General features: G+C 39.8%; 23 protein-coding genes. 16 read left to right on the forward strand and 7 right to left on the reverse strand.

From position 1 onward, the window contains the following. The first annotated feature begins 441 nt into the window (after window positions 1-441). The 11 genes from IQ230_RS18970 to IQ230_RS19020 all read left to right on the forward strand — a co-directional run bounded on the left by IQ230_RS18970 (window position 442) and on the right by IQ230_RS19020 (window position 10,916). Window positions 442-1,452: a DUF3179 domain-containing protein gene (locus tag IQ230_RS18970; RefSeq protein ID WP_193933820.1), complete on the forward strand. Its 1,011-nt coding sequence runs from the start codon at window positions 442-444 to the stop codon at window positions 1,450-1,452. 251 nt (window positions 1,453-1,703) lie between these two features. Beyond that, entirely contained in the window at window positions 1,704-1,820 is a 117-nt protein-coding gene (locus tag IQ230_RS18975) for a DUF1816 domain-containing protein (RefSeq protein ID WP_193933821.1), read from the forward strand. A gap of 264 nt (window positions 1,821-2,084) precedes the next feature. Continuing rightward, window positions 2,085-2,744 carry a hypothetical protein gene (locus IQ230_RS18980; RefSeq protein ID WP_193933822.1) on the forward strand — a complete coding sequence of 220 codons (660 nt, stop codon included), beginning with the start codon at window positions 2,085-2,087 and terminating at the stop codon, window positions 2,742-2,744. 524 nt (window positions 2,745-3,268) lie between these two features. Next, window positions 3,269-3,502 carry a CTB family bacteriocin gene (locus tag IQ230_RS18985; protein WP_193933823.1) on the forward strand — a complete coding sequence of 78 codons (234 nt, stop codon included), beginning with the start codon at window positions 3,269-3,271 and terminating at the stop codon, window positions 3,500-3,502. A gap of 305 nt (window positions 3,503-3,807) precedes the next feature. Beyond that, window positions 3,808-4,041, forward strand: a complete 234-nt coding sequence (locus IQ230_RS18990; protein ID WP_193933824.1) for a CTB family bacteriocin — start codon at window positions 3,808-3,810, stop codon at window positions 4,039-4,041. Between the two features lie 119 nt (window positions 4,042-4,160). After that, window positions 4,161-5,624, forward strand: a complete 1,464-nt coding sequence (locus IQ230_RS18995) for an HlyD family efflux transporter periplasmic adaptor subunit (protein WP_193933825.1) — start codon at window positions 4,161-4,163, stop codon at window positions 5,622-5,624. Between the two features lie 70 nt (window positions 5,625-5,694). Next, window positions 5,695-7,866, forward strand: a complete 2,172-nt coding sequence (locus IQ230_RS19000) for a peptidase domain-containing ABC transporter (protein ID WP_193933826.1) — start codon at window positions 5,695-5,697, stop codon at window positions 7,864-7,866. Between the two features lie 17 nt (window positions 7,867-7,883). Then, entirely contained in the window at window positions 7,884-8,180 is a 297-nt protein-coding gene (locus IQ230_RS19005; protein ID WP_193933827.1) for a hypothetical protein, read from the forward strand. 108 nt (window positions 8,181-8,288) lie between these two features. Beyond that, the gene (locus IQ230_RS19010) at window positions 8,289-9,203 is read left to right on the forward strand and encodes a sulfite exporter TauE/SafE family protein (protein WP_193933828.1); all 915 of its coding nucleotides are present in this window, start codon (window positions 8,289-8,291) and stop codon (window positions 9,201-9,203) included. 230 nt (window positions 9,204-9,433) lie between these two features. Continuing rightward, a complete protein-coding gene (locus IQ230_RS19015; protein ID WP_193933829.1) occupies window positions 9,434-10,117 on the forward strand; it encodes an NADPH-dependent FMN reductase in 684 nt (227 codons plus the stop codon). Between the two features lie 580 nt (window positions 10,118-10,697). After that, window positions 10,698-10,916 (forward strand): hypothetical protein, encoded by a 219-nt coding sequence (locus tag IQ230_RS19020; protein WP_099703336.1) that lies wholly within the window; start codon window positions 10,698-10,700, stop codon window positions 10,914-10,916. A 7-nt stretch (window positions 10,917-10,923) separates the two neighbouring features. On the opposite strand, the gene IQ230_RS19025 is transcribed toward IQ230_RS19020, so the two are convergent. The 7 genes from IQ230_RS19025 to IQ230_RS19055 form a co-directional block, all read right to left on the reverse strand. Next, complete coding sequence (locus IQ230_RS19025) at window positions 10,924-11,511, reverse strand: hypothetical protein (RefSeq protein ID WP_193933830.1); 588 nt, start codon at window positions 11,509-11,511, stop codon at window positions 10,924-10,926. A 49-nt stretch (window positions 11,512-11,560) separates the two neighbouring features. Continuing rightward, a complete protein-coding gene (gene ribD, locus IQ230_RS19030; protein ID WP_193933859.1) occupies window positions 11,561-12,628 on the reverse strand; it encodes a bifunctional diaminohydroxyphosphoribosylaminopyrimidine deaminase/5-amino-6-(5-phosphoribosylamino)uracil reductase RibD in 1,068 nt (355 codons plus the stop codon). Between the two features lie 175 nt (window positions 12,629-12,803). Continuing rightward, window positions 12,804-13,367 (reverse strand): rod shape-determining protein MreD, encoded by a 564-nt coding sequence (gene mreD / locus IQ230_RS19035; protein WP_193933831.1) that lies wholly within the window; start codon window positions 13,365-13,367, stop codon window positions 12,804-12,806. Window positions 13,368-13,460: 93 nt separating this feature from the next. Continuing rightward, complete coding sequence (mreC, locus tag IQ230_RS19040) at window positions 13,461-14,237, reverse strand: rod shape-determining protein MreC (protein WP_193933832.1); 777 nt, start codon at window positions 14,235-14,237, stop codon at window positions 13,461-13,463. Window positions 14,238-14,620: 383 nt separating this feature from the next. After that, window positions 14,621-15,625 (reverse strand): rod shape-determining protein, encoded by a 1,005-nt coding sequence (locus IQ230_RS19045; protein WP_099703339.1) that lies wholly within the window; start codon window positions 15,623-15,625, stop codon window positions 14,621-14,623. Window positions 15,626-15,793: 168 nt separating this feature from the next. Continuing rightward, the gene (locus IQ230_RS19050; protein ID WP_193933833.1) at window positions 15,794-17,680 is read right to left on the reverse strand and encodes an ABC transporter ATP-binding protein; all 1,887 of its coding nucleotides are present in this window, start codon (window positions 17,678-17,680) and stop codon (window positions 15,794-15,796) included. 60 nt (window positions 17,681-17,740) lie between these two features. Then, window positions 17,741-19,000, reverse strand: coding sequence for a bifunctional folylpolyglutamate synthase/dihydrofolate synthase (locus IQ230_RS19055; RefSeq protein WP_193933834.1), 1,260 nt, complete (start codon window positions 18,998-19,000; stop codon window positions 17,741-17,743). A gap of 278 nt (window positions 19,001-19,278) precedes the next feature. Here IQ230_RS19055 and IQ230_RS19060 point away from each other — a divergent pair, with 278 nt between their 5' ends. From IQ230_RS19060 to IQ230_RS19080, 5 genes are all read left to right on the forward strand, one after another. After that, the gene (locus IQ230_RS19060; protein ID WP_193933835.1) at window positions 19,279-20,193 is read left to right on the forward strand and encodes an alpha/beta fold hydrolase; all 915 of its coding nucleotides are present in this window, start codon (window positions 19,279-19,281) and stop codon (window positions 20,191-20,193) included. 19 nt (window positions 20,194-20,212) lie between these two features. After that, on the forward strand, window positions 20,213-20,581 hold the full coding sequence (locus IQ230_RS19065) for a DUF2237 family protein (protein ID WP_193933836.1): 369 nt from the start codon (window positions 20,213-20,215) through the stop codon (window positions 20,579-20,581). A gap of 127 nt (window positions 20,582-20,708) precedes the next feature. After that, window positions 20,709-20,942, forward strand: a complete 234-nt coding sequence (locus tag IQ230_RS19070; RefSeq protein ID WP_099703344.1) for a hypothetical protein — start codon at window positions 20,709-20,711, stop codon at window positions 20,940-20,942. 256 nt (window positions 20,943-21,198) lie between these two features. Continuing rightward, complete coding sequence (gene pirA, locus IQ230_RS19075; protein WP_193933837.1) at window positions 21,199-21,351, forward strand: arginine synthesis PII-interacting regulator PirA; 153 nt, start codon at window positions 21,199-21,201, stop codon at window positions 21,349-21,351. A gap of 338 nt (window positions 21,352-21,689) precedes the next feature. After that, on the forward strand, window positions 21,690-22,355 hold the full coding sequence (locus tag IQ230_RS19080) for a DUF1361 domain-containing protein (RefSeq protein ID WP_193933838.1): 666 nt from the start codon (window positions 21,690-21,692) through the stop codon (window positions 22,353-22,355). Window positions 22,356-22,571 lie beyond the last annotated feature (216 nt).

Below are 22,571 nucleotides of genomic sequence, written 5' to 3' on the forward strand. Positions count from 1 at the left end.
CAGTAATTCCCATTGTTCATCTGTGAGATCGGTACGATATGATTGACCCATGACTCTCGTTCTCTGTCATTTTTTGCTATTGACAGGTTATTGTAACGAGAGCTTTTTTACTTTTCAGACCTCCTCTTAAAATAGAATTTACGTTTAAGCATAGAAACGTGAGGATATGCTTGTTTAGCCAGAAAATAGCTTAGTTAAAGTATTAAGAAGAGATTAATTTTGCGATCGCCTCCTTTAAGCTTCTCTAAATAAACTTAAATTGAGATCATCCTTTTTGGATTTAGTTTCGTATTACCTAATACAGACTGAATTAACGAGTATGTTAAGCCGCAGATGTAGAAAATAAACTCCTACTGTGTTCATATTTTCCATCACATTTTCCTAAAAATTTGTATTTTTGCTAGTACAAATTTAGAAACAATTATTTCATCGGTTTTTCCTATGGAAAGAATTACAACTGCCATTACTAAAATTTCTATCATTGGCTTATTATTAAGTACATTAGTCATTCAAGCTGATGGATTAGATAACTTTAAACTGCGTTACTTCTCTCTTACCAAGCACTTTCATAATCAAAATCAAGAGTTAGATGACCTCCGCAAGCAGAACATTGATCCTACAAAGAATACACGTATTGATTTAACTGAACTTTTAGACGGTGGTCCACCAAAAGATGGTATTCCTAGTATTGATAATCCTCGCTTTGATACTGCCGAAAATACGCCATTTGATCGAGACGAATTAGTTATTGGTGTGGTCATTAATGGTGAAGCCAAAGCCTACCCTTTTGGGATTTTAAACTGGCACGAAATTGTTAATGATACCGTCGGTGGAACTAACCTTACTGTCTCCTATTGTCCATTGTGTGACACTGCGGTTGTTTTTGAGCGAGGAAACACAACTTATGGAGTATCTGGTAAGCTCTATCAAAGTTGCTTGATTATGTATGACCGAGCCGATGATACCCTTTACTCTCAACCTTGGGCTATTGGTATTATTGGTCCGAAAAATAATCGTTCTTTAAACAGATTACCTGGGGTTAAAACAACTTTGGGTGCATGGTTAGCTAAGCATCCTAGCAGCAAAATTCTTTCCACAGTGACTGGTTACAAACGCGACTACCTGCGATATCCCTATGGTAGTTATTACACGAACAATGAGATTCTTTTTCCCGTTCGCAATCAAAACCAGCGTCAACTGCATCCCAAAGCAATTATCAACTATGTGTGGGAACCAGATCATCTAACACTAAAAAATCGTTTTTCTGGTGTTAGCCACCAGTTTTCTCATCAAGAACTAGAGAAAGTTGGTACAAAGGTTGTAGATTTTAATGGTCGCAAAATTAAAGCTATTTGGGATAAAGAATTGAAAACTGTTATTGTAGAAGAAATAGATGGAAAGCCTATTCCTAGCTCAACAGCTTTTGCTTTTGTTTATCCAGCCTTTTTTTAAAGTACAAGTATAAGTATTACTCTGAAATTGAGTAGATTTAAATGGGGAACATAGCTTTTGAATTTGCAAATGACGTAAAAGAAAACTATCAACGTTTACCAAAGCAAAAATCCAAATTTTCTCTAGATGTTAGAAAAAAAGTTGTAGTTATTCTCGAAACTTTAGGATTAGCTTGGTAGGTTAAAGTTGTTACTAGAAATCCGAATTACACGTATTAATTTGATCCTTTTGCCAGTGTCAAAAAGGCTTAATTGAAAAAGGAATACTATGTAGAAGATTTGATTCAAAAAGGAGCAATTACTGTTAGTGTTGAAATTAATCATTGCCGTCCTAAATTTCTCAATATTTCTGAAAAAGAAGAATTTTAGAGAGAAATTGAGCTAAGCAAATAAACTTAAACATCACAATACCGTAGATTAGGTTATTTTTTTATATCCGGTCTACATGATTTTTTATTGATCAATGTCAAAGTATTTAGCTTATGTATATTCTTAACAGAAGTTATTTTGGAGTTTCTATCACAAAAACAATTTTATAAGATATCTAATTTTTTCGCTATTAGATTATTTGAAATAATAATACCTAATTTAATGAATCTATGAAAGATATTAAAATTCTGCGAGGAATTAGACATGACAGATTCCATTCAAGCATCTCAGCAAGGGTTAAATATTGTCGAGCGAGCAAGACGTAAGAAAGGATGGAATAAACTAGCATACATTTGGTGCGATCGCGCGTCTATTTCTCAAGCTACACTACGTCGATTTTGGGCAGGTCAAGCAATCCGTAGTGAAAATTTTTTTTCTATTTGTGACGCTGTTGGTGTGAACTGGGAAGAAGTTGCAGACCAAAGTATTTTCGAGGAAACATCTTTAGCTTCTATAGAGGAGCAATTACTTCTACCTTACCTTGTAGAAGCAGATGATATCAGTAATAACAAAGTGAAAGCCAATATATTTTCATCCAGCTATGTCGAGGAAACAACCAGACTCAAGCAAGTTGTCATACGAGAGAATCACCATTTAGTAGCACTGCTTTGTAACAAAACTGAAATTGAAGCAAAGCAGACTCAAAATATTGAAAATTTTCTGCCTATACAAGAAATTCTACTTGAAATAATTCAGTTGATTTCAAGCGAACAAAAAACAAATTTGCCTAATTTCTTAAATAGTAGAATCTTGCAATTAATTAAGCATTTATCCGTTTCATGCTGTTTGCTAATTTTAGATGATAGTTCCACATCAGACATGACCAAAAATCTCATCGAGCAACTATTTAGTCATCGTGATTGACTTTTCCAAATCTATTTAAGTCACTTTTTTTTCTTGAGATAAACGCCTTGGAATATTAGAGAATTGAAAAAAGTAAAAACACGTAGAGCATTTAACATTTACTAAAGAAAAGTAGCCTAAGGGGGATGATAAAGCCATGTTGTTGCACTTCCATTTCGTTACAGGCTTAGGCTTAGGATATACCAATTTTAAAAGATCCCCTTACAGGTGAGACAATATTCATGCTTTGACCAATCTTTTCTATATAGTTTTGTACTCAACTGAGCAAAACTGAGCAAAAACTGAGCATTTAGAAACTTATATTTCTCGTTAATATACAAATAAGCAGAAACGCATTGAACATTGTGTGATTTTATAGAAAGTCAGTCATAATTCATGAGCTATTGATAATAAACAGTTCATGAGTTAATGAAATAGATATATTTAAAATACATCTGTTCTGGCAAGAAAAATAAAAGTATGCAATCTGTTTAATGCACAATGCTTAAAAAACGATAAAAGCTAGTTTCAAGAGGTATAAAATTATGTCAGAACTAAACATTCACTCCAAGTTATTGACTAATCTAAGCGAAGAGCAACAAGAAGCTCTTTCTGGCGGTATCAGTCTTCAAGATTTAGTTTCTTCTGCCTTCAGTCAAGAGGCGTTAGTACTTGGTAGTACAGCGAAAACTGGTAGAAATGGTAGTGATGTAACACAGGTTCTAGCAGCTGAAGATATTGTCACTGAGGCGCTTAAAGATGTCAATTTGAACATATAATTCGCTATTCTAACTAGGCAAAATTAACGTAATTGCTTAGTTAAGATCCAGCAGTTAGTATTCACTTTGAGAAGGTAACACAAAAGATAGTTCATGCCAGTTTTATTACAACTGGTAAAGTCGGAAGTTAAAGCAAATTGAGTTTTGCGAATCAAATAAGGCTGATTATTAGTCACGAGTTTTATTTACTCGTGACTATACAGACAACACTATATCTGTAAGAAAAGCTCAAGTAAAAGGTTGCAAAATAACAATGAGTTTTAGCTGAACATTAACACCTTTAATTACAAGTTTGAGGTAAAACTATGTCTGATTCCATCATGCAATCCCAGTTTATTATAGAGTTGACTAATGATCAACAAGAATCTCTTGCTGGCGGTATTAGCCTTCGAGATATCGTCTCCTCTACCTTTTCTGAAGAAACACTATTATTTACAACACGCTCATCTTCCAATAGAAATGGTAGCGAGATAACGCAAGTAGTTGGAGCTAGTGATATTTTCACTGGTGCTGGTCAAAACCTCAATTTGACTCTCTAATCTTCTAATAAGATTGGGTAATTAATCTAAGATTAATTACCCAGTTTAGTAAGATGTCATAAAAATTAATTGTGTTTATTAGTTTTTAGTTCTTTGATAAGTTTCTAGGTTTAATAACTATGCTAGGTAATCCCACTCCAGAACAACTTCCTACTATCAGTAGCAATGAATTTCTTCCTCGGATTAATCCTTGGGCAATTACTGGTGGGGGATTCATAGTTGTGATTCTTGGTGGTGGAGTTATCCTTGCATCTGTGCTGGAGTACAATGTTGCTGTCAAAGCACCTGGGGCTATTCGTCCGGCGGGAGAACTGCGTTTAGTTGAAGCTGCATTTGAGGGGACGGTGGAGCAAATTGCAGTAGAAGAAAATCAAGTGGTCAAACGTGGAGATACCATAGTTAGAATTGATGACTCGCGTCTGCAAACTCAGAAAAGTCAATTACAAAGCAGGATTAGGCAAATTCAATTACAACTGAGTAAATTTTATACTCAGATTGAAGAACTCCAGGCACAAGTAGAAGCACAAACTCGCTTAATAAACCGCAATATTGTAGCTGCACAAGCCGAATTAAGAGGTGTCGAACGCAACTATCAAGACCAAACAACTAAGGTACAAGCTGATCTCGCAGAAGCACAAGCCAGCTTGGAGTTAGCTAGAGTGCAGCTAGAACGATTACAGCAGGAAAAAGTTTTGACAGCAACTGTGGAAGAAGCACAAGCTGCTTTACAGGTAGCTAGAGTGCAACGGGATAGATTGTTGCAGGTACTACAATCAGGAGCAATTTCTCGCAATCTATTTGAAGAAAGAGAACAAGCAGTAAAATCTGCTCAAGCAAAACTCGAACAAGCAAAAGCTAGTACTGCGAATCTCTTGGAAGAAAAACAGCAAGATTTAAGACTCGCCCAACTAAAATTAACAAGGTATAAAACAGCAATTAATCCGAGTGATGCACCTATTGTTATAGCAACTGAAAGAATCAAGCAGGAAAGGGCGAAGGGAGAAGCTACTTTAGCTGCTTTAAATAAAGAACTCCAAGTTCTACTGCAACAACAACTTGAACTGCAAACACAACTCAAACATTCTCAAAAAGAATTACAGCAGCTAGAACACGATCTGACTCGAAGTTTAGTCCGCGCCCCTATTTCAGGAACAGTTCTAAAACTCAATCTTCGCAACTCAGAACAGGTTGTGCAACCTGGAGAAGCGATCGCTTATATTGCTCCAGTTAACGCACCTTTGCTAATTAAAGCCCAAGTCCCAATTCCAGATATTGACAAAGTAAAAACAGGACAGAAAGTTCAAATGCAAGTGTCAGCTTGCCCTTATCCTGACTATGGCACTCTCAACGGTGTAGTGAAAACGATAGCACCAGATATTTTGCCAGTGGCAAGTAATCAAGCCAACAGCCCTTCTTTACCTATATACGAAGTTAGCATCGAACCGCAGACTTTGGTGATGGAAAACGGTTCTTCTAGATGTCAATTACAACCAGGAATGAATGGAAACGCGAGCATTATTTCTCGTAAAGAGACAATAATGAAGTTTATTTTCCGTAAAGCTCGGTTTATATCAAATATTTAGTACAAAAACCGAGTTTTTCACTTTCTTTCCAAGAATGTTAATTTCCGTGCTGCAATCAAGCACAAAGCTTATGTCTCTACCACAATTTCGCCGTAATAGTTATCAGTGTGTTTTGCAGTCAAGCGAAGAAGACTGTGGAGCCGCCTGCTTAGCTTCAGTTTGCAAGTATCATGGACGCTTTTTGAGCATGATTCGCAGTCGAGAAGCCGTAGGGACTGGACAACTAGGAACAACAATGTTGGGTCTAAGACGAGGATTTGAACATCTGGGCTTTAAGACACGCGCTGTTAAAGCTTCTTTAGAAATATTAGACCATATCAAAAAAATTCCTTTGCCTAGTGTCATTCATTGGCAAGGTTATCACTGGGTTGTTTTATATGGCAAGCATGGTAAAAACTACATTATTGGCGACCCTGCTGTGGGCATTCGTTATCTCAAGCGTAAAGAGATAGCGGCTGCTTGGGATGGGATTATGCTTGTGCTAGAAATAAATCCAGAGACTTTCTTTCAGCAAGAAAAAGTTGAGAAAGAAGAAGGATTCAATCGCTTTTTACACCGTATTTTACCCTATCGCAATTTAATTTTTGGGGTTTTAGTAGTTAATATCGTTTTAGGTGTACTTTCTCTAGCTAGCCCTTTTTTATTGCAAATACTCACTGATGATGTATTAGTTCGACAAGACACCGAATTGTTGGGCGTTGTGGTCATTGGAGTAGTAATGATGACCTTATTTAGTAGTAGTTTGCAATTGTTGCAAGCAACTATGATTTCTCAATTTAGCCAAAGGTTGCAATTAGGATTAGTTTTAGAATTTGGGCACAAGATTTTACATCTTCCTCTCAATTTTTATGAAACTCGTCGCAGTGGTGAAATTGCCAGCCGACTGCGAGATATTAATGAAATTAATCAGTTACTTTCTCAAGTCGTAGCACTTCTGCCTAGCCAATTATTTGTAGCTCTAATTTCTTTTTGTTTGATGTTGCTTTATAGCTGGAAACTTACTTTGGCAGTGATTTTAATTGGCGTATTGATGGCTGGATTAACGTTTCCTTTACTACCAATACTACGACGTGCTATCCGCAATCTTCTAGTTTTAGCATCAGAAAATCAAGGTGTTTTAGTAGAAACATTTAAAGGTGCATTAGTGGTTAAAGCTACGAGTGCTGCTCCTCAGTTATGGGAGGAATTTCAAGTTCGTTTTGGTCGGCTTGCTAATATCACCTTTAAGACTACTCAAATCAGTATTATCAACGGTACTTTAGCTCAATTTGTTCACCAGATTGGTAGTATCTCTTTACTAGGATTTGGCAGTTTATTAGTTATTGCTCAAGAATTGAGCATTGGTCAACTACTAGCATTTAATGTTATGCAGGCTAATATCCTAGCATTAATCAACTCGTTGATTAGCTTAGTAGATGAATATTTTCGTTCCCAAACAGCAGTTAAGCGGATATTGGAAATAACTGACGCTACGCCAGAAGAAAGCTTTAGTATACAAAAACCTTTTGTTCAAATTCCAGGTGATGCCAACATTGTTTGTAAAGATATTAACTTTCACCATGCTGGTAGAGTTGATTTAATGGAGAACTTTTCTCTGAGTATCCCAGGTGGATGCGCGATCGCACTTATTGGTCAATCTGGCTGTGGTAAAAGTACCTTAGCAAAATTGATAGCTGGTTTATATCAACCCCAGTCCGGTAATATCCGCATTGGCTATTACAACCAGGAAGATTTATGTCTCGATTGTCTTCGACAACAAGTGGTTTATGTACCTCAAGAACCACATTTTTGGAGCCGAAGCATTGTAGAGAACTTTCATTTAGGCACACCTTATATATCTTTTGAACAAATTGTCAAGGCTTGCCAAATTACTGATGCAGACGAATTTATCAGTCAATTACCAAATAAATATCAAACGGTTTTAGGAGAATTTGGTGCTAATATTTCTGGTGGTCAAAGACAAAGACTAGCGATCGCCAGGGGAATTGTCACAGATCCGCCCATTCTCATCTTGGATGAATCTACGGCTGGACTTGATCCAGTTAGCGAATCTCATGTATTAGAGCGACTATTAGAGTTTCGTAAAGGTAAAACTACCATACTAATTACTCACCGCCCCAGCGTTATTGAGCGCTCTGATTGGATTGTACTTTTAGATAAAGGTCAAGTAAAAATACAAGGTTCTTTAGAAAGTTTGCGCAATCAGCACGGAGAACATTTAAAGTTTTTTTCTTTTTGTTAAAAGTAGCAGGTATTATTATGACTTTTGATCGCATATCCGAAACTATCGAATTATTTACAAAACTATCTGACACAGAACAAGAAACTGTAGTAGGTGGTTTGAATGCAGATGGTTTATTTTTCTTTCAAATTACAGCAATAGATTCTTTTACTAGCAATCAAACAGGTATTTCTGGTATCGGTGATGATCTTAGTGTTTCTTCTTCGTCGAATACTGGTTACAGTTTTCGACAAATCACTCTAGCATTTACTTCATCTTTATTGAGTACAGATAGTCAATCTCCATTACTTCTCATGTTTAGTTTGTTTAATTAATATTTCAAACTTGGCGATTGAAGGAAAATCAAATAGCTGTATAGTTATTGAAAATAAAAGTACCAAAATCAAGGAGTTGAGAAAAACTTACTTTTTCAAAGATTAATTATGAGTTTTGAATATTGGTTTATGTTTCCTATTGCTATTGCGATCGCTACCATTGCTTTAGCATCGGGTGTGGAAGGAGCGACATTTTTCACGCCTATATTTATCTTGGGGCTTGGTCTGCCTGCCGAGGTTGCAATTGGTACAGGTTTAATGACTGAAGTGTTTGGCTTTGCCAGTGGACTTTACGCTTATACCCGCAAAGGCTTAATAGATTACAAGCTAGGAGTAATGCTACTATCCATCAGTATTCCCACCGCCTTGTTAGGAACATGGTTAGGGAGAATGATTCCCGCTGATGTTCTTAAAGGAATCTTGAGTGTAGGATTGTTCGCGATCGCCTCTAGTTTTTTGCGTTCTCCCGAACCAGCAACCGTCAAACTTTTAGACAAAGATATCAAATCCCACCACAATGCACCTCAAACTTGCATTACTACTAAAGCTGGAGAAACTTTCTGCTATACCATTGGTAATCGAACAGAAGGGCGACTTTTGATTGGTATTGGTGGGTTGTTTTTAGGAATGGTTTCAACAGGCTTAGGAGAACTCAATGGTTACTTCTTACTACAGCGCTGTCATGTTCCTAGCAAAGTTGCCGTGGCTACCAGTGTTTTTATTGTAGCTATTACTGCCCTCATTGCCTCAGTTGGTCATGCAATTGGGTTTATCCAAGAAGGCGGTGGTGTGCTTAATACAGTTTTAAGCTTAGTAATCTTTACTGCACCTGGTGTTATTATTGGTGCGCAACTCGGCTCTATTGTCGCTAACCGACTGCCACAGAAACTTTTAGAACGGGGTATGGGAATTTTGTTTATTTTAGTGGGCATTTTAGTTTTAGCTGAAGTGGCAGTTCGTAAGACAGATACCTTGGCAAGTTTACTGTTTTCATTACTTTCTCTAATTTTTTGCGAATTGTAATAGCTGTAATAGTAACGGTAGACAAGAATTGTCTATCAGCGATATACTTAATTTTGTCATTTAGAATGAAAACAAATTTAAATTTAATTTTATTCAATTAATTATAATAAAAATCTGCTTTCTACTTGATGTTATGGTTATTTAATAGAACTTGAGATTAATTTTTATGAGTATTTAAAACTGAGCTTTTTCCATTTATTGTTTATAGCAATGTTACAGGAAAAGAACTCGTGAAAAACCTATTTATTCCCGTTATTCTCGGTACAACTCGCCAAGGACGCATGAGCGAACCTGTAGCGAATTTTATTGTTGAACAAGTCAAGCAGTGGAGCAGTGTTGAAACTGAATTGATAGATATCCGCCAACTACATTTTCCTATTGATAATGCTGGGCAAGCAATTAAAGATCCTCAGTTTTCTGCTACCTGCGAACGAGCAGATGGTTTTATCCTTGTTGTTCCAGAGTATAATCATAGTTTTCCTGGTTGGCTTAAGCACGTTCTTGATACTAATCTCGAAGAATATATTCACAAGGCTGTTGGGATTTGTGGTGTTTCTGCAAGTCCATTTGGCGGAACGCGAGTTATTCAAAGTTTACTACCCGTGATGCGCGAGTTGGGGTTAGTTACTACCTTTTACGACCTCAATTTTGGTAATGTTAACAAACTTTTTGATGAGTCAGGCAAAATAACCGAAGCAGAAAAAGATGCCTACATTCGCCGCTTTGAGCGCTCGATGAAAGAGTTGGTTTGGATGTCAACTACACTGCGCTATGGACGCTTGAATATTAGTGTAGAAGTGCAACAAGTGGATGCAACCCCCCCTAACTGTCATGCTAATAAACCTTGTCCAGAAGCAGATACTATCCTGCGAGTGACTTGTAGCAAAGATGAGGTGGAAACAACTACGGCTTGAAAAAAGCAATGATTCCTCTAAACAAAGTCTAAATGATGCGTGGAGTCATTGACATAACTTGCGTTGCATAGTTAAGATGTTCATCGGCTTTATCAACCGTTGCAAGTAGCACCGACTTCTGTCGTAGGATATCTGTAATTCATGCAAGATATTTTTTATTGAGTTCGTCTTGAGTTTATTTATATAAGATATAAAGTACTACTTTAGTTGACATTTGTCTTGCAAATGTGCCTATTTTATTGAACAATATTTGCAAATTGCGGTATATGCTTCCTAAATAGAAGATTTGTGTTGCCAACCTGAAATGACTTTAGCCACAAACTAGTAAAATATTCCTATACGAGTTATTTGAATCTCCCCTGAACGATACACAAGGGAACTCAAACAAATTTAACGAACGTATTATGTACTTTTAACGCAAGTCCATAAGACTAAAGCATGAGACTGTGTCAAGTTATTCATCGCTTTGTTAAGTAATTTGTAACTCTTGTATCGTGTTGTGTGTTCTTTTCCGCAATAACGGATTGATTCGCTATTCTCTTAAAAGTAAAGGAAATCTTAATTTTTCAGCAGAGGTCTTATGACTCCCACAGTCCTGCGTCAGCTTTGGTCTGTAGTTGAAACAACTCAGTCACACACTTTGTTAAGACTTGACGATGCACACTTAATCCAATGGTTACTCAAGCAAACAAAGATGAAAACGTCGCTGAATCAAAATGAACTCGATGTTCTCAGCGACTATATTCGTTCGCGGCTCAACTTAATTCGCGATTTAGCAGAAAATCGACAACCTTCTTGAAAAAAGCTCAACGCTCAGATGACGGTTCAAGCGGAGGAAACGTGGCGGGTGTGGGTTCCGTTTGACTCGAAGATGCAAAGGTGCGAGAAACTAAGGCATAACCTAGATAAGCAGGTAAAGTCATCGCTACCAAGACAGCGATCGCAGCAACCCAATTCCACGGTTGCCATGAAGAACCGTAATGGCTGCGATAAGGTTCGTGCTTGAGATATTCTGATTTAATAATTTCCCGTAAAGCAATTGGTCGCTTAAATCTAACACGGCGATCGTCAAGTTTTTCTAACAAAATCCAGCCTGATTCAGCTTCTTCTTGACACAACTTTTGCAGAACTTGTGAATTGCGGAATACGTTGCGGTTAGCACGGACAATTTTAAATTCCCAGCCGACTAGACGAGGATCTTTAAGTTGTTTAGCAGCACCATTTGGCAGTGGCTCTACTATGGAATTTTCTCTGGTTTCGTATTGCGTCAAGATTTCTTCCTCCTCCTCTTGATTAGCTCTTAAATGTTGTTGCCAGTGCATCCAGCCACCAAGCGCCACAGCCTGCAAACCCAAACTACCGACAAACAAACTGTAAAGTACAATTTCGAGCATATTGAATGTCTATTATTGCAATTAAGGGGAAGATCGCGGCATCAAAAAATTACTTCTTTTGAGGTAAATAACCTTCAACCAAGCAGTCTGAATCTATAGTTTGCCAGCGCACTCGTTCGAGAGCAAGTGCTTGAGTCATATTTGTCAAGCCCAAGTCACCAATAGGTGATGGTGCGTTGCTGCCACCGACAATTTTAGGCGCAATGAACGCCAGAATTTTTTGTACCATGCCTTCAGCGATCGCTTGTGCAGCCAATGTTCCGCCACATTCCCACAAGACTGATGAAAAACCTCGCTCGTACAAGTGTGCCATTGCGCGAGTTGGTGTGAGTGATGGCAATTCTATCACCTCAACATTTTTTTGCCATAGTAGCTGTTGAAAATCGAGATTTGCGCCTTTTTGCGTCAACACCAGCGTGGGAAATTCTGTAGTTTGCCATAAATAAGCTTCAGTAGGTAAATCAAGAGTGCGGCTCATCACAACTCGTAAGGGGTTATGTGCTTCTGCCTGACGACTAGTTAACCGAGGATTATCTTTTCGTACTGTATTCCCGCCTACAATTACCGCATCACACGCTGCTCGGAGTTGATGAACTAAGTTTCGGGCACTTTGGTTACTAATCCAAGCACTATGACCGCTACTTGTTGCAATTTTGCCATCCAGCGTCATAGCGTACTTCAAAATACCAAACGGTCGTTGATAGAGAATGCGATGCACAAAACCTTCATTGAGTTGACGGCAATCGTCTTCTTCCACACCGACAACAACTTCTATTCCAGCATTGCGTAACCGCATAATTCCACCTCCAGCAACGAGTGGGTTCGGATCGACCATTCCAACCACCACTTTTGCCACTCCTGCCGCAACTAAAGCCTCAGAACATGGGGGAGTACGTCCATAATGATTGCAAGGCTCTAAATTGACATAGACAGTAGCACCAAAAGCGCGATCGCCTGCATCTTGTAGAGCAAAAACTTCAGCATGAGGTTGACCTGCACCTGGATGAAATCCTTCACCAACAACTTCTCCTGCTTGAACAATCACAGAACCGACCAACGGATTTGGTGCAGTGCGTCCTAAAGCACGACGCGCTAGCTGCAAACACCGCTGCATCATCACTCGATCGAAATCGGTGATAGCAGTTCCCTCTGGTTGTAAATCTGCTTGGGAGAATGATTTCACCTGTAAGTTATTTTCCTCTCGAATAGTGCTTGCAGTAATTTCATTAAATCGGGCGCGAAAGTATTCAGGATTCTGGGTTTATATTATAAAAAATCAGGAATGCTCTAAATCAATCTTTCATTTTTGTCCACCAACGATTTAGGGGGTAGTATACCACTGGTGCCCATAGGCTACTCACAATCGCAGAAGCTAAGGCAACACGCTGGTAGTATGTCCAGATTCCGCCAAAATGACTGACTATCGCAGTGTATTTTCCTGCGATCGCCGCACTCCAGATGCTAAATTGAGCTGCGGTCATTACTTCAGTGAATGCTGCCATCACAAAGACAATCAAAGCAACCGAAATAAAGTCTTCCTGAAGATAGCGCTGCTTGTGTAAGCGAGCTGTCACAATTCCTACTAAAGCCAAACTTAGAGCATGTGAGGGAACAGGTGCTGTCATGCCATCTTGCAGTAAACCAACAATAACTCCGGCGATCGCTCCCTGAACAGCTGTACGCTTAATGCTCCAAGCAACAACCCAGATTAATAGCCAATTAGGAGCAATCCCCGCTAATTCCATTCCAGGTAAGCGCATTGGTGATAGCAGTAAGCACAGCAAAACTGAGCTAACAGTCACAAGCCAATTGATCGCCTGACGTTTGTACAAATGCTTTAGAGAAATACGGTTCAAGATTTTTATATCTCCTTGTGGCAGATTAGGAGAGATCAGGGATCGGAGGACGCGATTTTCTCAGACCTACGGTTTAGAGATCAGAGAATAACTCTAATTCTCGATTCCTGGTTCCTTCTTCGTTGCAACAACGACCCATTCTAGATGAGGCATTGGTGCAGAAAGGGCAATTAGCGCTTCTGGAGCTGGACTTTTTTTGAGGTCGATCGATTCGACAATTCCTACAGGTATACCTGCGGGAAAAATTTGGCTATAAGGCGATGTTGCGATCGCATCTCCTGGACGGACATCAGGAACTTTATCAAAGAACTGCATAACAGCATAATTTGCAGATTGCCCGCGCAAGAACCCCATAAAGCGGCTACGGCTAATTGTGACACCCAATTGACTTGTCGGATCGCTAATTAGCAATACACGGCTTGTGTGAGGAGAGACACTAGTAACTCTACCAACTAGCCCACCAGGAGCAGTTACAATATCACCAACTTGAATTCCTGCTTGACTGCCGCGTCCTAAAGTGATTTGTTGCCACCACTGATCTGCACTGCGACCAATAACTGGCACTGTAATTGCCTGCTGCGGTGAATTTTTTACATTGTTATTAATCTGATTGACATATCCTAACAACTCTTCAAGCTGTTGGTTTTTATTTTCTAGTTCTACTATGCGTGTTTCCAGTTCTTGCACTCTGGCATCGTATAAGTATATGTCTTGATTGGAACTAGACTGAAATGGACGTGTCAATACTTGATAAACTTCAACAACAACTGCTCCCTGAGTATGGCGAATTGCCCAGGCAGTACCGAAAGACAAACTTACCAGCACTAGTGTTAGAGCATAGCGCTCCCACCAGCGACGAATGATGTACATAGTTTTTGCAGTCAGCTTCTAGCTTGTGATTCAGTTGTATAGCAGTGGTCAGAGGACGCGCTTTACGCAGACCTACGGTTCGGAAGTCAGGGGTAAAAGTTATATCCAATCCGCTTGATTACTGAATTAACATGGTGAGTGAGGGTGACTAGCAACTAACCACTAATGTCCTTACCATATTGACCATTGCTATAGGAAGAAACGCTTTCTGTTATATCCTTTCAGAGTGGCTACTGTGTACACTTTGCTAAAGAAAAGGTCGGAAATTAGGAATCAGGGGTTAGGGTCACAGAAAAATCCGAACCTCCAATATTTCCATTATTTTTTCCCAAAGCTTCATATCAGGGAATTTCCCTGACCTCTGATCTCTGACCCCTCTTAACTTAGATCGTACGCGATCGTGCACTAAATACAGGTTCCATTTGTTTAAATTTTTCTAAAACGCGACCTGTGCCTAAGACAACACAGCTTAAGGGATCAGCTGCAATATGAGTGGCAATACCTGTTTCATGGCTAATTAGTGTATCTATCCCTTTGAGTAAAGCACCACCACCGGCGAGAACAATTCCGCGATCAACAATATCAGCAGCAAGTTCTGGAGGTGTTCGTTCGAGCGTTCGCTTCACTGCTTCAATAATCGTAGACAATGGTTCTGACATACTTTCGCGAATTTCGGGTTCTTTAATTGTCACAGTGCGTGGTAAACCCGATAGCAAGTGCAATCCGCGTACCTCCATGACATTTTCTTCGTCATTCCGCATAGGATATGCCGAACCAATCCGAATTTTAATTTCTTCGGCAGTACGTTCGCCAATGACCAAGTTGTAGATTTTCTTCATGTACTGCACGATCGCTTCATTGAGTTCATCTCCAGCAACTCGTACTGATTCACTCACAACTGTGCCAAAAAGACTTAACACTGCGACTTCAGTTGTTCCCCCACCAATATCGATAATCATGTTACCAACCGCTTCCGTGACAGGAATTCCAGCACCAATTGCAGCGGCTATAGGTTCTTCAATCAAAAACACATCTCTAGCACCTGCTTGAGTAGCTGCATCCATAAGCGCGCGTCGTTCTACACCTGTGACACCTGTAGGAATCCCAATAACCATGCGCGGGGAGACAATGCGACCTTCATGTACGCGTTGGATAAAATGCTTAAGCATCAGTTCAGCCGTATCAAAATCAGCAATGACACCATCGCGTAAAGGGCGCGTTACAGTCACATTTCCAGGTGTACGACCCATCATGCGTTTAGCTTCTTCACCCACTGCTGGAGGCATTTTGCCATTTTTGTCAATCGCGATCACAGAAGGCTCTTGTAAGACAATGCCTTTACCAGATACATATACCAGGGTATTGGCAGTACCAAGGTCAATACCCATATCTTTTGATAATGACAACCGATTAAAAAAACCTAAAAAAGCCACGCCTTTCACTCCCCAACGCGAGATAAATTCTGTATAGCTGAAGTTAAGATGTCTAGTCGTGCAGGATTTTATTACGTCTAGTGTTATGAGTCTAGTCGAAACGAATTCTTTTTACCTCTATTATTAGCTGCTCAGTGCAGAATGTGAGGAAGGACGTGTTTGAATTCGGTCGCGACTGCCTGTAGGAATTGCAGCAATCAGCGATCGCGTATATGTTTCTTTCGGATCGCGATAAATTTCTTCAGCAGCACCTTGTTCAACGATTTGTCCGCGATTCATGACTAAGATGCGATCGCTCATAAATTTGACAACACTCAAGTCGTGCGAAATAAAAATATAGGTAAGATTAAACTCAGCTTGTAGTTCTTTCAATAAATTCAAGACTTGTGCTTGTACCGAGACATCCAATGATGACACCGACTCATCACAAATAATAAACTTGGGATTGAGTGCGAGTGCTCTAGCAACACAAATGCGTTGCCGTTGACCTCCAGAAAATTGGTGTGGATAACGATTCATTTGTTTGGGATCAATGCCGACCCGATCTAATAAATAAGCAGCGCGATCGCGGCGTTGACGAGATGATTGACTTGCAGCATGAATCACGAGTGGTTCCATCACCGCATCACCAATTTTCATGCGCGGATCGAGCGAACTAAAGGGATTTTGAAAAATAATTTGCATCTCCCGCCGGAGTTGTTGCAGAAGACGTCCTTTTAGGTTTGTGACATCCCGTCCTTCAAAGAAAACTTGTCCCCCAATTGGCTCAACAAGCCGCAATAAAGTACGACCAAGCGTTGTTTTACCACAACCCGACTCACCTACTAATCCTAATGTCTCACCAGGGTACACGACAAAAGAAACGCCATTCACAGCAAGAAAGTAGCGTTTAGTTCGACCAAAGACGCCACGAATGGGAAAGCCCACTTGCAAATTCTGAACTTGAAGGAGTGGTGATTGTTGTTTTAAATTTGTCAAGCGTTGCGCTAAGGTTTCTGAACTGACTTGTGGTGGTAGTGTTGGTTCTTTGGCTTGAATTTCGGCGTCACCTTCGCGTGTTAATCCCACACTCATAAAATCTGAGACTGTGAGAAGATACTGCGATCGCTTTTCTAAACTCGGACGACACGCAAGTAAACCTTTGGTGTATGGATGTTGAGGATGTGTAAAAATTTGCTCAGCTAAACCATACTCCACAATTTTGCCTTGGTACATGACAGCAACTGAATCGGCAATTTCAGCAATAATTCCCAAGTCATGAGTAATAAACATCATCGACATTTGACGGCGATCGCGCAATTCCCTAAGCAAGTCTAAAATTGTCGCTTGCACTGTGACATCCAATGCAGTTGTTGGTTCGTCTGCAATTAATAGTGCAGGGTCACAAGAAATTGCCATCGCGATCATTACGCGCTGTAATTGACCGCCAGAAAGTTCGTGCGGATAGCGATCGAGAATTGCCTGCTTTTGCTGTTGAACAAATAACTCGCGCTGACGCTGATTAACACGATGACCTTGCATTGTATCCGTGTACTGCTGACGTAACTCGTCATCACTTGGCAATAATTTGACTTCTTGTAAACCCGCGATCGCTTGTCTTGTTGCTTCTTTTTGGGAAATATTTTGATGTTGTCGCAGTGCTTCTATTAACTGAAACCCGATTGTATAGACTGGGTTAAGCGAACTCATCGGTTCTTGAAAAATCATCGCAATTTTTCCGCCACGATATTGTTGCATGCGTTCGGGTGGCAGTTCCAATAAATTTATTAGTTCACTACTGTGATTGCGATCGCGAAACCAAACTTTGCCACCTGTAATCACGCCTGGAGATGGAATCAACCCCATGACAGCCAAAGATGTAACAGATTTCCCTGAACCCGACTCTCCCACAATTCCTAGTGTCTGACCGCGTTGCACCTGAAACGAAATTCCGTCAACAGCCTTCACTTGCCTTTCATCACCCAGAAATTCAATTTGCAGATTCCGAACATCCAAGACATCATTACTCATAAGATTTACTATGGGAGCTTAACTAAAAATTAACTGGATTTTAACAGGGGTGAGGAGTGGTTAGTGATTAGTAGCTAGTGAGCTGAGAAAATGACCAACAAGATAGAGCGAACCACACAGCACAATGAGCTTGTCAGATGTGGCGATTGCAGATGTTAGGGCAGATTCTACATCTGTATAAGTAGAACACTCTGATAATTGAGGACAGATTTTTTGGGCAAGTCGTGCCAATTGTTCTGGATCGGCTGAACTATGATCGGGAACAGGAACTAACAATAAACGATCGTGCGATCGCAACAAAGCCTCAAATATTTCACTATGATCTTTTGTCGATAGCATTCCCATTACCCAACTCACTGAATCAACAGCAAAAGTATCCACAAATTGCCGTAAAACTTGAGCCGCAGCCGGATTATGCGCTCCATCAATTAATAACTCGCGACCCTGCCAAGTGTACCATTGCAACCGCCCCAACCACTGAGTTTTCGCCATGCCCTGCACGATCGCTTCTGATGATATCTGCCAACCTTTTTTTTGTAAGATTTGTAAAGCAGCGATCGCCAACGCCGAATTCACCAACTGAAACTCCCCCAACAACGGCAAAAGATACTGAACACCCCCATACTCTACACATTCTTGACTCTGCGTCTGTGTGGTTCGTACCTTTGCAGCCTCTACCCACACGTCCACGCACCCCAACTCCTGAATTCTCTTTTGCACCACCGCTTTTGCTTCTAGTGGCAAAGGTCCGACAACTGCTGCACATCCAGGCTTCAAAATTCCTGCCTTTTCCCGCGCAATATCTGTCAAAGTAGGACCTAACTGTTGCCAATGTTCTCGACTAATCGAAGTAATAATACTAACAAGTGGTGTCGCGCAAACATTAGTTGCATCCAAACGCCCCCCCAAACCCACTTCTACCACTGCAACATCGACCTGCTGTTGCGCAAAGTATAGCCAAGCTGCTGCTGTAAAAACTTCAAATTGCGTGGGTGTCTCTTGCTGTAAGGCGATCGCCTGTTGCACCCGCAACAACAATTCTGCTAATTTTTCCTGAGTAATAGGTTTTTCATTAATGCAAATTCGCTCAGTCCAATCAATGAGATGAGGGGAAGTATAGCGCCCCACACAGTAACCAGCTTGAGTCAATACTGAAGATAAGTAAGCACACACCGATCCTTTACCGTTTGTTCCAGCAACATGAATTATCGGTACTCGCTGCTGTGGATTACCTAGATTTGCCAATAATTGCTCAATACGTTCTAATCCCAAGTGAACGCCGAAGCGTTGAAAAGGTTGTAAAAGAGAATCAATGTCCACTGTTTTGACGACTAGCTCCTAGCTTTCAACATACACCGTGTTGAGGAGTATATAATCTCTAGTATGAAGTCCACGCCTTTTATCAGTTCTCAGTTAGTTTTGAGCCTGAGAGAGTCATGAAGTGTTGAGTTAAGAAAACTCTTGATGAATTCAAAACTCTTGATGAATTCAAAACTTTTGCAGTAACCCCTGATTTCAATTCCCTTGATTTGTTTGTGAAGTTAACTCAAAATTCAAAACTCAAAATTCAAAACTTTTGAATAGCGCTAGCAAAAATTATGTCAGCACTTACTCAAACCCCAGCTACTCGCTCCACCGCTGCGGGGCAAAATATCGGTGGCAATGTGCAAAAATATGATTGGATCTGGCAAGGACAAACCTTCACTGTGGTTTATGAAACAAAAGGTGAAGGAACTCCAGTGTTACTTTTGCCAGCGTTTAGCACCGTTTCTACACGGGCAGAAATGCGAGGTTTAGCAGAAAAACTGGCGACTCAGTATCAGGTAGTCGCCCTCGATTGGTTAGGATTTGGGCAATCCGATCGCCCACCGTTAGATTACAAACCGGCAATCTATCATCAGTTGCTGCAAGATTTTGTCCGAGATACATTTTCCCATCCCATCGCAGTCGTTGCTGCGGGTCATGCTGCAGGTTATGTGATGCAATTAGCACAACAACCTGATGTTTGGTCGCGCATTGTATTAGTTGCACCAACCTGGCGGGGTCCTTTTACAGTCATGGGCGCAAGCAAACCTGTGGCGGGAATGGTACGAGAGTTAGTGCGATCGCCACTTCTTGGTCAAGCACTTTACCAAGCCAACACAACTCCGGCATTTCTCCGCTTAATGTACGGTAGGCATGTTTATGTAGATAAAGCCCGCTTAACACCAGAGTTTATTCAGCACAAGCGACAAATTACCCAGCAGCCAGGAGCAAGATTTGCACCAGCAGCATTTGTGACTGGGAGACTCGATCCTGTCTCTAGCCGTACTGATTTCTTACAACTATTTCAAGTATCGCTTCCTATCATGGTGATTGTTGGTAGCCAAGCACCGCCGTCATCAACTGCTGAAATGGAAGCTGTTGCGGCAATTCCTGGAATTCAGACACAAACACTTCCAGGAACTTTAGGTTTGCACGAAGAGTACGCAGCAGAAGTTGCAGAGGTAGTTTTACCGTTTTTGAATTCTTAGTCAGAGGAAGCTAATATCGATGAATTGTCGAAACGTACTAGGCGAAGAGTTAGAAACTTGTTGTACCTCTCCTATGACAGGGTTTTATCGCAACGGAGTGTGCGAAACAGGTCCGCAAGATAGTGGAACGCATGTTGTTTGCGCGCAAGTCACTGAAGAGTTTTTAGCGTTTACTCGTTCTAGAGGTAACGATCTCAGTACGCCTAGACCAACGTTTAATTTTCCTGGACTCAAATCAGGCGATCGCTGGTGTCTTTGTGCCTCGCGTTGGAAAGAAGCACTAGATGCTGGGGTTGCTCCTCCTGTTATTCTATCTGCAACGCATGAAGCAGTTTTGAATTTTGTCTCTCTACAAGACCTCAAACATCGCGCCTTGAATCTGGACTAGCTAGTACTTTCATCACTTCTGAAACCTCATAGTTCTGTACAGGTCATACTCTTTTAGGTAGATGAACTGCTGTTTAGTTGTCAGTACAAATTTAGATAGCAATGTTCAAGGAGGGTGTACATAGATCATGGCAGACAACGGAAATAACACGGCGTTAAGCAATCTGGAGTACGATCTACTGACAGCGTTACAGAATAAAGCAGAAGCTGTCAAAGCTTACGACACTTACATTCAAGATGCTCAGCAAATGCAATCGCAACCTTGTGTTGAGCTATTTCAAAAGCTGCGTCAAGCAGATGTAGAGCAAGCACAGGAGATTCGTCAACATCTGCAAGAAGTTATGCAAAAAGGCAAAATGTAAACTAAGCTACACAAAAATTCAGTAAGTTTGAGAATTAAACGTGTCTTGAGTTTGCGCAGAATTTTTCATAATCTTTAGCGTATTGTGGGGTATTCACTCGAAAGCCCCATTTTTTTTATGACAGTATTAGCTTGAATGTACCTCTTAAGACAGATTAATTAAAAGAAATATAAATTTATTCTGTAGCAGTTGTTACTGAATTCTGTCTTTGTTAGAATATCAGGACATAAATTGCAAATTACAGAGAACAATGATTATGAACAGAAAGCAACAAGCCGCAAAACAAGCAGCGGAAGCCCACCGCATCAATATCCAAAGAAGCTTGCAGCACAGATTAGAAGTTGCAAAATCTCAAGGTGATGAAAAGCTTATCCGACAATTAGAAGCAGAAATCAATTACTTTAACTAAACCAGGAATTAGCTACTAGCTAAACACTAAGTGATAGCTTATATAACGTAATGCGAGGGACATCATTTATGATGTCCCTTAAGTTTTTTGGTGTCCTGATTTACTAATTGACTATGACTGCAAGATAAAAACTTAACACAGATATTTAAACAAAAGTATCTACCATAAGTTTGCTGAAAGTAAACAATGTTTTGTGTAGAATTACCAATCCTTTAGTTGATTTCATACCAAACACAAATTGGGCAATATCTATATTTCTGAGCTAAAACAGAAATATCGCTTACTAGTAATCTAGTCCTTAACAAATAAACAGAGGAACTTTATTTAAGGAAATAGTAATGGTAGAAATGTTTTTAAATAGCCTTCTATACATATTACAGGCTCATAGTCGTTGGATGAGTTGGAATTTATTTTTGGCTTTTACTCCATTAGGATTAAGCGTTTTTTTATTTCGACGTAAAAGTTTAAATCGTTCTCTATCTTGGTGGTTAGGGTTTCTTGTCTTTTTTGCTTTTCTACCAAACGCACCTTATGTTTTAACAGATATTATTCATTTAGTTACATATATTCGTAGAGTTGATTCTATATGGCTAATTACTTTAATTCTATTCCCCTTGTACTTGTTATTTATGTCACTAGGATTTGAAGCATATGTTATATCTTTAATCAACTTAGGTTCCTACCTACATCGCATAGGAAAAACTCGATGGATTACTAGTGCTGAATTAATTACTCATGCTTTGTGTGCTGTAGGAGTGTATTTAGGTCGATTTCAGAGATTTAATAGCTGGGACTTAGTTACGCAATTAGATGTCGTGGCTACTAGTCTAATAGAAGATTTATTAGGTAAACGTCCACTTATTATTATTGCAATCACTTTTATTATAATTACTATTTTATATTGGATTACCAAACAATTGAACCTGGGAATTATTTTACGACAACGCAGTTTTATGAAGTCACGACAGCAAAGTTCAAAACGTGTTTCGCAAACTGAGAATTGATTGCAAGTAAATCTTATAAAAATATAATACTCTTTAAATAGAAAGATTTTTTGAAAAATGAGCTATAGGAAATGCTCAATAAAAAGGTGAAAAGAATTTTCATAAGATGCTTGAAATTGCTATATTGTTCCTAAGTGATTCGTAACTTTAACACCAGCATAAAAAAATAGCTGTTAGCTAATATTCGCGAACAATTAGCAATCTGGAGTGAATGCT

Origin of the sequence: Gloeocapsopsis crepidinum LEGE 06123 (assembly GCF_015207655.1) — a bacterium.
GTDB lineage: Bacteria > Cyanobacteriota > Cyanobacteriia > Cyanobacteriales > Chroococcidiopsidaceae > Gloeocapsopsis > Gloeocapsopsis crepidinum.